General features: G+C 68.5%; 15 protein-coding genes, 1 pseudogene and 1 riboswitch. Of the genes and pseudogenes, 6 read left to right on the plus strand and 10 right to left on the minus strand.

The annotated features are described in order from the left end of the window. Positions 1-17: 17 nt before the first annotated feature. Positions 18-722 (plus strand): carbohydrate ABC transporter permease, encoded by a 705-nt coding sequence (locus QUE38_RS08495; RefSeq protein WP_286311560.1) that lies wholly within the window; start codon positions 18-20, stop codon positions 720-722. Here QUE38_RS08495 and QUE38_RS08500 read toward each other — a convergent pair. Then, positions 713-847, minus strand: a complete 135-nt coding sequence (locus QUE38_RS08500; protein ID WP_286311563.1) for a hypothetical protein — start codon at positions 845-847, stop codon at positions 713-715. The genes QUE38_RS08495 and QUE38_RS08500 overlap by 10 nt on opposite strands. Positions 848-849: 2 nt before the next feature. Between QUE38_RS08500 and QUE38_RS08505 the strand changes: the two genes are divergently transcribed. Next, a complete protein-coding gene (locus QUE38_RS08505; RefSeq protein ID WP_286311564.1) occupies positions 850-1,662 on the plus strand; it encodes a carbohydrate ABC transporter permease in 813 nt (270 codons plus the stop codon). Positions 1,663-1,727: 65 nt separating this feature from the next. Continuing rightward, positions 1,728-3,008 (plus strand): ABC transporter substrate-binding protein, encoded by a 1,281-nt coding sequence (locus QUE38_RS08510; protein ID WP_286311566.1) that lies wholly within the window; start codon positions 1,728-1,730, stop codon positions 3,006-3,008. A gap of 79 nt (positions 3,009-3,087) precedes the next feature. On the opposite strand, the gene QUE38_RS08515 is transcribed toward QUE38_RS08510, so the two are convergent. Together QUE38_RS08515 and QUE38_RS08520 are read right to left on the minus strand one after the other, a co-directional pair. Then, positions 3,088-4,119 (minus strand): LacI family DNA-binding transcriptional regulator, encoded by a 1,032-nt coding sequence (locus QUE38_RS08515; protein ID WP_286311568.1) that lies wholly within the window; start codon positions 4,117-4,119, stop codon positions 3,088-3,090. Between the two features lie 42 nt (positions 4,120-4,161). Continuing rightward, a complete protein-coding gene (locus tag QUE38_RS08520) occupies positions 4,162-4,635 on the minus strand; it encodes a DUF6069 family protein (RefSeq protein ID WP_286311570.1) in 474 nt (157 codons plus the stop codon). A 426-nt stretch (positions 4,636-5,061) separates the two neighbouring features. On the opposite strand from QUE38_RS08520, the gene QUE38_RS08525 reads away from it, so the two are divergent. Beyond that, positions 5,062-5,244, plus strand: a complete 183-nt coding sequence (locus QUE38_RS08525) for a helix-turn-helix domain-containing protein (protein WP_286311573.1) — start codon at positions 5,062-5,064, stop codon at positions 5,242-5,244. Here the strand turns inward: QUE38_RS08525 and QUE38_RS08530 are convergent. Then, on the minus strand, positions 5,215-5,682 hold the full coding sequence (locus QUE38_RS08530) for a nitroreductase/quinone reductase family protein (RefSeq protein ID WP_286311574.1): 468 nt from the start codon (positions 5,680-5,682) through the stop codon (positions 5,215-5,217). The genes QUE38_RS08525 and QUE38_RS08530 overlap by 30 nt on opposite strands. A 72-nt stretch (positions 5,683-5,754) precedes the next feature. Further along, entirely contained in the window at positions 5,755-6,486 is a 732-nt protein-coding gene (locus QUE38_RS08535) for a sulfite exporter TauE/SafE family protein (RefSeq protein WP_286311576.1), read from the minus strand. A 149-nt stretch (positions 6,487-6,635) separates the two neighbouring features. Between QUE38_RS08535 and QUE38_RS08540 the strand changes: the two genes are divergently transcribed. After that, positions 6,636-7,364 carry an SDR family NAD(P)-dependent oxidoreductase gene (locus QUE38_RS08540; RefSeq protein ID WP_286311577.1) on the plus strand — a complete coding sequence of 243 codons (729 nt, stop codon included), beginning with the start codon at positions 6,636-6,638 and terminating at the stop codon, positions 7,362-7,364. Between the two features lie 12 nt (positions 7,365-7,376). On the opposite strand, the gene QUE38_RS08545 is transcribed toward QUE38_RS08540, so the two are convergent. Then, the gene (locus QUE38_RS08545; protein WP_286311579.1) at positions 7,377-7,697 is read right to left on the minus strand and encodes a DMT family transporter; all 321 of its coding nucleotides are present in this window, start codon (positions 7,695-7,697) and stop codon (positions 7,377-7,379) included. 9 nt (positions 7,698-7,706) lie between these two features. Then, positions 7,707-7,771, minus strand: a riboswitch (guanidine-III (ykkC-III) riboswitch). Positions 7,772-7,936: 165 nt separating this feature from the next. Here QUE38_RS08545 and QUE38_RS08550 point away from each other — a divergent pair. Continuing rightward, on the plus strand, positions 7,937-8,287 hold the full coding sequence (locus tag QUE38_RS08550) for a hypothetical protein (protein ID WP_286311581.1): 351 nt from the start codon (positions 7,937-7,939) through the stop codon (positions 8,285-8,287). 107 nt (positions 8,288-8,394) lie between these two features. Here QUE38_RS08550 and QUE38_RS08555 read toward each other — a convergent pair whose 3' ends face one another. The 4 genes and pseudogenes from QUE38_RS08555 to QUE38_RS08570 form a co-directional block, all read right to left on the minus strand. Continuing rightward, on the minus strand, positions 8,395-9,468 hold the full coding sequence (locus QUE38_RS08555; RefSeq protein WP_286311584.1) for a hypothetical protein: 1,074 nt from the start codon (positions 9,466-9,468) through the stop codon (positions 8,395-8,397). Positions 9,469-9,476: 8 nt separating this feature from the next. After that, positions 9,477-10,451 (minus strand): glutamyl-tRNA reductase, encoded by a 975-nt coding sequence (locus tag QUE38_RS08560; RefSeq protein ID WP_286311730.1) that lies wholly within the window; start codon positions 10,449-10,451, stop codon positions 9,477-9,479. Positions 10,452-10,516: 65 nt separating this feature from the next. Beyond that, a pseudogene (locus QUE38_RS08565) lies at positions 10,517-11,020 on the minus strand (hypothetical protein); the annotation flags it as partial. Continuing rightward, positions 10,942-11,637, minus strand: a complete 696-nt coding sequence (locus tag QUE38_RS08570) for a hypothetical protein (protein WP_286307384.1) — start codon at positions 11,635-11,637, stop codon at positions 10,942-10,944. The gene QUE38_RS08570 and the pseudogene QUE38_RS08565, both read right to left, overlap by 79 nt. Positions 11,638-11,761 lie beyond the last annotated feature (124 nt).

An 11,761-nucleotide genomic window follows, 5' to 3' on the forward strand; every position in this document is an offset into this window, starting at 1 on the left:
CGGTCCTGCTCTTCGCAGTGCCAGCTCTCGCCCTCTATGCGTTCGTCCTGCTGGTGCCCACCGCACGGGGCACCGTCTACGCGTTCACCGACTGGGATGGCTTGAGTCAGACCTTCGACTTCGTCGGCATCCGCAATTTCGAGGCGATCTTCGCCAGCCCGGACGCGGTGAAGGCGATCGTGAACACGCTCCTGATCGCTTTCATCACAACAGCCGTGGCCAACGTCATCGGGCTCTTGCTCGCAGTGGCACTCAACGCGGCGATCAAGTCCAGGAACGTACTGCGAGTCTTGTTCTTCGCGCCCGCAGTGCTCACGCCAGTCGTCACGGCATACCTGTTCCAGTACATCTTCGCGCCTCTGGGGCCGCTGAATGGCGTGTTCGACGCGGCGGGCCTTCCGATGCTGAAGCAAGATTGGCTCGGCGATGCGAACCTGGCGCTCGTCTCCATCATGATCGTGATCGTGTGGCAGCAGTCCGGCTACGCGATGGTGATCTACCTCGCCGGCCTGCAAGGTATTCCGGCCGAGCTGCTGGAAGCCGGCGCCGTCGACGGCGCGGGACCGATCCGGCGCTTCTGGCACATCACGCGGCCGCTCCTGGCTCCCGCGATCACCATCAGCGTGATGCTCATCCTCATTCACGGGCTCAAGGTGTTCGCGGAGGTCTGGGTCATGACCGGGGAGGTCCGGGCAACGCGACTCACTCCCTCTCAACCCTGATCTACAAGAACGCCTTCCAGTTCGGACTCTTCGGTTCGAGCATCGCGATGGCGCTGGTACTCCTCGTGCTCGTCGCTGTCATCTCCGCGCTCCAGTACCGGGCGCTCCTCTTCCAGGGTGGTCACAAGTGACGCGTTACACATGGCGCACGGGCGTTCTCGAGGCACTCATGCTCGTAGTCGCGATCGTCTTCGCCTTCCCGTTCTACGTGCTGGTCAATCTGTCTGTGCGTCAGGTGAACGACCCCACGTCTCCGCTCGTGCCGACGCTGACACCCACGTTCGAGAACTTCGTGGCTGCGTGGAACGAAGCCGACCTCGCCTCGGCCATCTTCAACAGCCTGACCGTCACCGTATTCAGCGTCGTGATCGTCGTCGCGGTGTCGGCGATGGCTTCGTTCCCACTCGTGCGGATGACGACGCGACTCTCGCGCACCACCTATTGGCTCGTGATGTTCGGACTCCTGCTCCCGTTCCAGGTCGCGCTGATCCCGCTCTACACGACCATCCGCGATCTGCATCTGCTCGGCACGACGTGGTCGTTGGTGATCTTCTACGCAGGTCTCCAGGTCCCGTTCTCCGTATTCCTCTACACGGGATTCCTGCGGGCGCTTCCGCGTGACTACGAGGAGGCCGCGCAAGTCGATGGCGCTGGCCCATTCACGACGTTCTGGCGAGTCGTGTTCCCCATGATGCGACCAGTGACCGGAACCGTGATCATTCTCAATGCGATCTTCGTCTGGAACGACTTCATGACGCCGTTGCTCTACCTGAGCGGTTCGGGAAGTCAGACGATACCTGTCGCGCTCTTCAGCTTCGTGGGGGAGTACGCCGCCAACTGGCCGGTCGTCTTCGCCGGCCTGATCATCGGCATCGCCCCGATCCTCTTCATTTACTTCCTCCTTCAGAAGTCCATCATTCAGGGCTTCACCGGGGGTTGAAGGGCTGAGCCCCATCGGCCCGTTTCGTTCAAATTCACCAGTCCCGACACAAAGGAGTAGTTCGCATGACATTGAAGAACCTGGGCGTGGGTGTCGTAGCCGCGTCCCTTCTGGTCGGAGCGGTCGGCTGTGCCACCGAGCCGACGACGACCGAGATCGACGAAGACGCTCCCCTCAGTGGCACGCTCGCGATCGGCGCCTACGCCACGGCGAAGCCGGCGCTCGATCCACTGATCGCTGAGTTCGAGGAGGCGAATCCAGGGTTGACGGTCACCGCGACCTATGCCGACAACCAGCCGTATCAGGCGGCGATTCGTACACAGCTCTCTTCCGGAACGGCGCCTGACCTCTTCACCGTCTGGCCGGGAAATGGCAATCCGGGCGCGATGGAGGTTCTCGCACCGACCGGTTACCTTCTGGATCTCTCCACGATAGATGGGCTGCCTGCCCTGCCGGATGGTCTGCAATCCGTCACCGAGGTGGACGGAGCGCAGTACGTGTTCCCGCTCACCGTCGCCGGAATCGGTGGTGTCTACAACGAACAGGCGGTGGATGAGGCCGGCGCGACGATCCCGACCACTTGGGAGGAGGTCCTCGAGTTCTGTGAAGCGGCGAAGAACGACGGCCGAGTCGCGTTCTCGCTCGGCCTGCAGTCGCTCTTCGTCACTCAGCTCATCAACTACTCGCTTGTTTCGACGCTGGTCTACGCGGAGGATCCTGACTTCGAGGCGCAGGTTGCCGATGGGGAGACATCCTTCTCCGACTCGGCATGGAGCGAGGCGTTCGAGATGTACATGGAGATGGACGACGCCGGATGCTTCACGGCCAACCCACTCGGCACTACGAACGACATCGCGCAGGGTGATGTCGCGATCGGACGTGCGCTCGCGACAGTAACGCTGACGACGACGATCTCGCAGATCGAGGCGCAGTCACCCGACGGAACCACCTTCGGGATGTTCGCGCTACCCGCGTCGGACGACCCCGACGCGACATGGATGCCTGCTGCGGCGTTCGACGGGTTCGGGATCAACGCCAACGCGAAGAACCCCGCTGCTGCCGCCGCGTTCTTGCGGTTCCTTGCAGAGCCTGAGTCGATGGCGTCGTACGCGACGGTCGCAGGCTCGCTTCCATCGATCTCGACCGAGGCGTTCGAGCTGTCGCCAACCCTCACCTCCTTCGACGCCTTGTGGAGCGACGGACGGACGTACCCGTTCCCCGATCAGCTCTGGCCGAATCCGCTCGTCGCGTCTGCCCACAAGGAGGGTGTGCAGAAGGTGTTCGGTGGCCAAGCGACGATCGAGGACATCCTCGCCGCAATGGACGCTGCGTACGTGACTCAATAGCTTCCGGATGCCACGGGCCCGAGCCGGCACCTGCCGTGCTCGGGCCCGTGGCAGTACGCGAACTCACGCCATCAGTTCGTCAGTGTGCAACGCACCCACACGACTGGCGGGCGACGAAATGTGGACGTGGAACGGCCACCTTCTCAGATTCGTTGCCGAGCCGTGTGAGGAGCTGATCCGCGGCGGCGCGACCGATCTGGAACGCATCCACTGAGATGCTGCTCAGCGACGGGTTGGCGAAGGCAGCGTCCGGGACGTCGTCAGTGCCGAGCACCCGGCAGCGGTCGATGTCGATGGCGCTCTCTCGCAGGGCTCGAAGTACCCCGAATGCGACCTCGTCGCTGTGGCAGTGGACGCCCTCGGGTACGACTCCCGTCCCGATGACTCGAAGCGCGTTCTCGTATCCCGACTGTGCGGTTGGCAGGCTTGGCACCGACCACGAGTCGTTGACCTCGGCGCCGCCGAGCTCGGCCCTTCGACGGAACTCATAGCTCCTGGTGACGCGCGGCGCGGCGAGCGCGGGGCCGCCGAAGTACGCCACCGTACGGCACCCATGCACTTCCACCAAGTGCTCCGCCCCGAGTTCTCCGACGGCCGAGTCATCCGGCCCGACTTGTGCGATCCCTGCGGCATCCACATCGCGATTGAGCAGCACGGCAGGCAGATTGTTGACATCGCGCTTCAGTGTGTCGGCGTCCGTCGCGATCGCCGGAAGGAGCAGGAATCCATCTACACGGTGCTCGGCAAGTGTGCGTAGTACTTCTGTCTGGCGATCGAGCCGATCGCCGGTGTTCGCCGTGACGACAAGGTATCCCCGTGCTGTCATGAGGTCCTGCACGCCGAGAACCGCCTGAGCGATGAACGGGTTGGAGAGATCCGGGATTACCAAGCCGATCAGGTGGGACTGGCGCATACGGAAGCTCGCCGCGCCTCGGTCGTACACGTAGCCGAGGTGCTCCGCGGCGCGCAGAACGCGTTCCCGCATCTCCGGGTCGACGGATTGTCGGTCCTGCATCACGTTCGAGACCGTCGATCTCGACACCCCCGCGGCCGCAGCGACGTCGAGCATCTTGACCGGGCGTCGCCTTCGGGGCGGCGCATCGTCGGTCATGGAGACAGGATAGATGCAGCAACCGGCCGCACGGTCAACTTCCTACCGGGTGTCTTGGATCGATCCACCAACCATTCGTGCATCGTTCGTCGCCTTCGGCTCCGCGGCCGAGATCATCAGCGCGGCGAACCATGCGGCGCCGGCGATGACGTGCATGCTGGCGAGCGACCAGCCGGTGACGGCGTCTCCGGTCGCGATGAGCGACATCGGCACTGTTGCGACGCCGAAGGCAAGCCCCGCCCACGCGAACCAGGTGCGGAGCATGGGCCACCGTCGGGCGAGTGGCCACGCGACGAGACCGGCGGCGACGAGCGGGATGATCGATGCTCCGACGACGGGCCCGAGCGTGACGGTCATCGGACTGCCCTGCATGTCGACGGTCATGGTTGCGCCGGCGGACGTCGCCAGCGCGTAGACGGCGACGTTGAGCGCGGCTGCGACGCCGGCGGCGATGAGAGCGCCCAGCCAGATGGCGGCTCGGCGGGTCGCTTCCCGTTCGGGGATGGTGGTGGTCATGTGAGGTGCTCCGTTCGTGTATCGGTGTGTCAAGGGGATGCGGGTGCGAGACTGGTGTCCACTCGAGATCCCCTCGGGTTGTTACCCGGCATAACATTAGCCGACTTACTATTATTCCGGAGTCATGAATGCGCGTCACGTCGTCGCCTGATTCAGACCGGTCGCGCCGACAACCAGGCCAGATCAGCCCGCTCATCCCGGCGCTCGCAAGAGCGCATCGTGCGAAGGCGCACGAACTGCTCGCCGGCACGGGCCTGAGCTCGGGCCAGGAGCTGCTGATCATGCGCCTGTACGAGTCGCCGGGGCAGTCGCAGGCGGCGATCACGCGCTGGCTCGGGATCGAGCCCCCGACGACAGCGAAGATGCTCACCCGACTCGAGAAGGGGGATCGTCGAGCGCATCCGTTCCGACGAGGATCGACGGGTCGTGCTGGTCAGCCTGACGGAGCGAGGCCGCGCGCTCTACGAGCGGGTCGGCGAGGTCTGGGGCGAGCTCGATCGCATCACCACCGCGGGACTCGACGAGGAGGAGCGCGCTCGACTCGACCAGCTGCTGCGAAAGGTGCTGGCGAACCTCGGATCAGGCGGTTCGGGCTCCGCCGAGTGCTGAGGCGCCTCTGTCTGCCGGGGTCGCCCGACGCGTGAGTCGAACCACCGGGATCACCCGATCCGTCCGCTGCTCGTACTGCGCGAACCCCGGGCTCGCGCTCGTGAAGCGCGTCCACGCGGCGTCGCGCTCCTCGCCGCGCAGCGTGGTGGCGTGCACCGCCACCACGCCCTCGCCGGGGGCCTCGATCATGACGTCGGGGTGCGCGACGAGGTTGTGGTACCAGGCGGGGTTGTCGTGGGCACCGGCCTTGGACGCGGCGACCAGCCATGAATCGACACCCTCGCGGATGCTCATCACCGGCGCGATGCGCTCGGTGCCCGATCGTGCGCCGATGTGATGCACCAGCACGAGGCTGCGTCCGAAGCGTGCGACGGTGCCGGCGTTGGCCCGGAACTCGGCGATGATGCCGTCGTTGAATTGCGAGTAGGTGTTGGTCATGGGTGCCCCTCGTGCCGATTCGAAATAGTAAGCCGACTAATGATACCCCTCGCTCCACATCCGCTGAGCCATTCATGCAAACGACTCGAAGGCTGCGCGCGCGACGAGCGCCGCCCCGGACACCAGCGAGAGCACCAGCGTCGCGGTGCGGACCGCGGGCGCGGGGAGCCGGGGCACCAGTGGCATCGCGAGGAGCATGCCGACGACGATCGCGGGCACGAGCACGGCGGCGCGGACCAGTTCGGCACCCGCATCCGTCGTGCCCGACAGCAGCAGGGTCACGGCCGAGACCGCCGAGCCGAACGCGAAGAACGCCGAGAGCGTGGTGCGCATCCGTCGCACGTCGTCGGGCCGGTAGACGATCGCCATCGGCGGGCCGGGCAGCGCGGCGACGGGGGTGAGGATGCCGGCGAGGACCGACCCCGTGACGAGCGACGTGCGCCCGGCCGGCGCCCGCCAGCCCGCCATCGAGACCAGCGAGCCGGCGATCACGATCGCGCCGATCGCGAGGTGCGTCGCCCGCAGCGGCAGCACCGCGGCGAGCCAGGTGCCGACGGCGACACCGGGCAGCGAGGCGAGGGAGGCGATCGCGAGCACGCGACGGTCGAGTGCGTCCCGCTCGGCCCAGGCCACCGCGACCATGACCAGCACCGTGAGCACGAGCACGGCGAACGTGCCGACGTCGGGTGCGATGAGCGCGAGCAGCGGCACCGCGACGATGCCGAAGCCCATGCCGGTGAGCCGCTGCACGATCGTCGCCACCACGATCACGACGCCCGCGGCGAGGCCGACGGCGACGCTCACGGCGTGCAGGTCGCGCGCGAGTGCGGCACGGGTGGGACGGACACGCTGATCATTCTCGCCCGGATCGCAAGCCCCGATTTCCGGCACGGGCCCGGTGGGGCGACGATGGAGTCCGGGCGCCGATCGGCGCCCCGGAGGAGGAGCACCACATGACCCGCACCGCAGTCGTCACCGGAGCGTCGAGCGGCATCGGCGCGGCGACCGCGCGCCAGCTCGCCGAGCAGGGGTGGGACGTCGTCATCGGCGCCCGGCGCGTCGACCGCCTGCAGGCGCTCGCCGACGAGATCGGTGCACGCGCGCTGCCGCTGGACGTCACCGACCAGGCATCCGTCGACGCGTTCTGCGCCGAGCTGGAGCGCTGCGACCTCCTCGTGAACAACGCCGGTGGCGCGCTCGGCGCGGCCCCCATCGCCGAGTCCGACGACGCCGAGTGGCAGGCCATGTTCGACAGCAACGTGCTCGGCACGCTGCGCATGACGCGCGCGCTGCTGCCGAAGCTCATCGCCTCGGGCGACGGCATGGTCATCAACATCGGCTCGATCGCGGCCCGCGAGCCCTACCGCGGCGGCGGCGGGTACAACGCCGCGAAGCACGCGGTCGCGGCCCTCACCCGGGTGCTCCGCATCGAGCTGCTCGGCCAGCCCGTGCGCGTCACCGAGATCGACCCCGGACTCGTGCAGACCGAGTTCGCCACGGTGCGCTTCGGCGGCGACGAGGAGAAGGCCGCGAAGGTCTACGAGGGCATGACCCCGATGCGCGGCGAGGACATCGCCGAGGCGATCGTCTGGGTGGCATCCCGCCCCTCGCACGTGAACATCGACACGATGCTCATGCTGGCCCGCGACCAGACGTCGGCCCAGGTCGTGCACCGCTCCTGAGCCGCGCAGCGGCTACTCGTGCCCGACGAGCTTCAGGCCGACGACGCAGCCGACGAGGCCGATGATCAGCAGCATCCGCACGATCGAGAACGCCTCGTCGCCGGAGAGCATCGCGTAGCCGACGGTCAGCGAGACGCCGACGCCGACCCAGACCGCGTAGGCCGTGCCGGTCGAGATGTCGCGCATGGCCCAGGCGAGGCCGGCCATGCTCGCGACGAGCGCGACGCCGAAGGTGACGCTCGGCCAGAGCTTGGTGAAGCCCTCGGACTTGCCGAGTGCGGTGGCCCAGACGGCCTCGAGGACGCCGGATGCGATGAGGATGATCCACGACATGACTGTGCTCCTGGCCAGTCTTGTCGCGTTCCGGGTACTGATCCGTCGTCCGGGGATCCGGTCGTGGATCCGCTGATGAGCGTAGCCGGGGTGCCTGTGCAACCTCTGGGCAGTGCGCGCGACACGCGCCGATCGAACCGTTGCCGCCGCACCTCGGGCTCGGCCATGCTGAGGGTGGGCGCCGGGATCACGCACCCCCAGAGGCGAGGCGAAGGCGCACGTCCCCCAGGAGGCACTGCATGTCCACCGCTCGTCCGTTCGGCGTCACCCTCGTCGCGATCCTCGCGTGGCTCACCGGCCTGTTCCAGATCATCCCCGGCGTCATCGCGCTCTTCGGCGGCGACCTCACCTACGCGATCGTCGCCATCCTCGTCGGCCTCATCACGATCTTCGTGAGCCTCGGCCTCTTCCGCGGCAGCAACGGCGCGCGCATCGTGGTCACGATCGTGTTCGTGCTGAACATCGCCGCGTCGCTCTACGTGGTCTTCGCGATCGACGGCGGGTTCTGGACCGCGATCTGGAGCATCCTGTTCCCCGCGATCGGCCTGATCCTGCTCTACACGAGCAAGGCGAACGCGTTCTTCCGCTGATCAGTCGTCGTTCGATGCCCGGGTGAGCGGATGCCTCGCCCGGGCATCGTCGTGATCGCAGGTGTGGCGATATCCACACATCGTGCGATGTGCGCTTATGCCAACACTCAGCCGGAGACGGCGTCGCGGTCGGCCGGGGCGGTCTCGCCGGCATCCGCCCCGAGCGTCTCGACGCTGCGGATGAAGAGGATGATCCACGTGAACACGAGGATGCCCGCGACGAGTTCGACCGCCGTCAGCGTGTACCAGCCGACCGCGTAGTACACCGCGAGCAGCACGATCACGGCCATGAACGTCCAGCCGATGACGAGGAACGTGCGCGAGAGGCCCGGCACCCACGTGCGCAGCCGGATCACGAGCACGAAGAAGCTGATCGCCATGCCCGACGCGACCGCGGTGTGCAGCCAGAAGCTCACGTCGACCGGCACGATGCCGACGCAGGCGAGCAGCACGCCGACGAGCACGAGGCAGATGCGCACGTTGCGCCGCCCGCGCGGATGCGACGAGGGGAGGTCGACCGTGACGCGGCGCACGAGCGTGGTGACGAGGAAGCCGGCGACGATGAGCGTGAGGTTGAACGCGCGCGCCGAGACGTTCTCCGACATGCCGAGCGCGCTCAGGTGCTCCTGCCACCAGAACGGGTCGGTGGCCGTGAGCATGCTCGCCAGCATCCCCTCGACGAGGAACACGGCGAGCACGACCGCGAGCAGCGAGAGGTCCATGATCACGGCGGAGGAGAACGCGACGTAGCCGGACAGCGCTCCGGCCGCGCCGGCGATCACCAGCAGCGGCAGCGCGAACACCTCGGCGCCGATGAACGCGTCGGCGAGCAGCACCGACGCGAGCGTCCAGGTCAGCAGCGCGATGGCGCCGTGGGCGAGCGCGATCGCGGCGAGGTCGAGCACGTCGAGCACCCGCATGCGCAGCCCGCCCTCGCGCGCGGAGACGATGAGGCGTCCCGCCACGAACGCGATGATCGCGACCACGCCGCACGCGATCGCCGAGTACTGGCCGATCGAGTCGGGCCCCGAGATGGGTGCGTCCTCGAGCCCGAACACCGGGATGGCGATCGCCCCCACGAGCGCGAACGACACGATGCCCGCGGTCAGCGCGAGCGACTCGAGCGTGCGGCCGCGCGACCCGATCAGCCGCTCGAACGTCTCGGACGCGGCTTCGGACATGGCGTGCCTCAGGCGGTCGCGGAGTCGGCGTCGGTCGTGCCGGCGTCGCCCGCTCCGGCGGGTTCGGCCGCGGCGGGGGCGTCGGCGGATGCCTCGGGCACGATGCCGAACAGCGCCTCGAGCCCGTCCATCCAGGCGCGCTGCTCGCCCGCCCGGGCGTACTCGCGCGAGCGCACCATCGGCGTGTGCAGCAGCACGCCCGCCATGTGGCGCAGCGCCTGCTCGGTGCGGCCGTCGTCGTCGCCGCGGGCCTTGGCCCGGGCGATCTCGTCGTCGAGCACGTCGAACACGTGCGAGCGCAGCGCGACCACGGCGGGCGCGAGGTCGAGCTCCTCGCCGTGCGCCGAGAACTCGCGCGCGGCGCGGTTGACGATCGTGCGCGCCGCGTCGGTCGCGTTGAGCTCCTCGATCGGTGCGTGGATGCGGATCGTCTCGAGGTCGAGCAGCTCGACGCCGTCGACGGATGCCACGTCGGGGTCGATGTTGCGCGGCAGGCCGAGGTCGATCAGGAGCTGGCGCGCGGCGGTCGCGTGCGCGTCGTCGGCGGGCACCAGCGCGAGGTGCGGTCGCTCGACGGGCGCCTGCCCCGCGGCATCCGCCCGGCCCTGCCGGAGCAGCGCGGCGTCGATGACGTGGTGGTCGACGGTGGTGCAGGTGATGATGACGTCGGCGGCGGATGCCTCGGCGGCGAGGTCGCCCGGCCGAACGGCGGCGATGTCGTGGGTGCGGGCGAAGCGCGTCGCGCGGCCCGACGGGGAGAAGACGCGCACGTCGGATGCCCCGCGGTCGCGCACGGCCGCGAGCGACGCGCCGGCGTACTGCCCGGTGCCGATGAGCAGGATGCGCGTGGCGGCCCAGTCGGTGATGCGGCTCTCGGCGAGGTCGAGCGCGAGGCGCACGAGCGAGCGGCCGGCCGAGCCGACGCCCGTGCGGTTCTTGACCGACCGCGAGACGCGGGCGGCGCGCTGGAAGACGCGCTCGATCTCGGGGTGGTCGTGCCGCCCCTGCGGGCGGTCTCGAGCGAGCGCTTCACCTGGCCGGAGATCTCACCCTCGCCGACGACGACCGACTCGAGGCCGGATGCCACCGCGAACAGGTGCTCGGCGACCGCGTTGCCGTGCACGAGCTCGACGGTCGAACGCAGCGTGCGCGGGTCGACGCCGGTCGCGCCGCCCACCTCGCGGAGCGCCGCCTGAATCGCGGGGACGGGCGAGGTGCCGTACGGCTCATCGAGGTCGAGGTACGCCTCGAACCGGTTGCAGGTCGCGACGATCACCGAGCCGCCGAGCGAATCGTGGCTGCCGACGATGCGTGCTCCGAGGTCGCCCGGCGCCACCGACAGCTTCTCCAGGAGATCGAAGTCGGCGTTCTTGTGACTCGCGGACAGACAGATGAGCACTCGACGATTGTAATGGACGCGGAAAGCGCCCCCGTCAGGGCATTCGCTGAGGTGCGGACACCCCGGCCGCCGCGTCAGTTCGCGGGCTGCAGCTGCTCGGGGCGGATGATCGGGATGGAGCCCGTGGTCGCGGCGATCTCGGCGCGGTGCCACGACTTGATCTGGCGCAGGCGGGCGAAGAAGTCGGCGCCGCCGAGCGTGAGTGCGGCCGCGCGGCCGGTGCCGAGCGCGATCGGCAGCTCGGCGCTCGTGCCGCCGCGGCGGATGCGCAGCACCATGACCGAGACCTCGCGGTCGCCCACGACGATCGAGTCGGCGCGGATCGTGCGCACCTCGTTCCACGGGGCGCTCGCGACGAGCCGCGGCTTCCGGCCGCCGCTCCAGATGCTCACGCCCTCGAGGTCGGCGAGCACCGCGATGCGCGAGCCGACGCGAGGCAGGCCAGTGCCGAACAGCGTGCGCAGCCCGCTCACGAGCATGGGGTTGCGCAGCGCGGGCGTGACCACGCCGTCGGTCGCGCGCTCGAGGGCGCGCACGCGGCGCGAGCTGCGCGCCATCGACGCGAGCCGGGTCGCGAGCACCGTGACCATGACGAGGCCTGCGGCGCCGAGGATCGCGAGGATGATGCGCTCGTCGAACGACACCTCGGGCAGGCGGGGGATGATGCGGGCGATCGTGCCGTCGCCCACGACCGCGGCGGCCACGGCGACCAGTGCGGCGAAGACGAGCAGCCACTTGACGATGCGGTACGCGGTCGGTGGGGGTGCCATTCGTCGATTCGCCTCCGGGGGTGCGTGGTGGATCACAGCGAGTCCCCCGGTCCGCCGCGCGCCATGGTACGCGAGGTCCCTGAATCGTGCAGCCGCAGTCCACAGCGCACGGGACGCGCGTCCG

The organism is Agromyces mangrovi (assembly GCF_030296695.1).
GTDB lineage: Bacteria > Actinomycetota > Actinomycetes > Actinomycetales > Microbacteriaceae > Agromyces > Agromyces mangrovi.

Coding starts and splice junctions, on each gene's coding strand:
- QUE38_RS08515 (WP_286311568.1), bottom strand. CDS start 4,119: ATGACCGACGATGCGCCGCCCCGAAGGCGACGCCCGGTCAAGATGCTC.
- QUE38_RS08510 (WP_286311566.1), top strand. CDS start 1,728: ATGACATTGAAGAACCTGGGCGTGGGTGTCGTAGCCGCGTCCCTTCTG.
- QUE38_RS08550 (WP_286311581.1), top strand. CDS start 7,937: ATGTCCACCGCTCGTCCGTTCGGCGTCACCCTCGTCGCGATCCTCGCG.
- QUE38_RS08530 (WP_286311574.1), bottom strand. CDS start 5,682: ATGACCAACACCTACTCGCAATTCAACGACGGCATCATCGCCGAGTTC.
- QUE38_RS08520 (WP_286311570.1), bottom strand. CDS start 4,635: ATGACCACCACCATCCCCGAACGGGAAGCGACCCGCCGAGCCGCCATC.
- QUE38_RS08555 (WP_286311584.1), bottom strand. CDS start 9,468: ATGTCCGAAGCCGCGTCCGAGACGTTCGAGCGGCTGATCGGGTCGCGC.
- QUE38_RS08545 (WP_286311579.1), bottom strand. CDS start 7,697: ATGTCGTGGATCATCCTCATCGCATCCGGCGTCCTCGAGGCCGTCTGG.
- QUE38_RS08540 (WP_286311577.1), top strand. CDS start 6,636: ATGACCCGCACCGCAGTCGTCACCGGAGCGTCGAGCGGCATCGGCGCG.
- QUE38_RS08570 (WP_286307384.1), bottom strand. CDS start 11,637: ATGGCACCCCCACCGACCGCGTACCGCATCGTCAAGTGGCTGCTCGTC.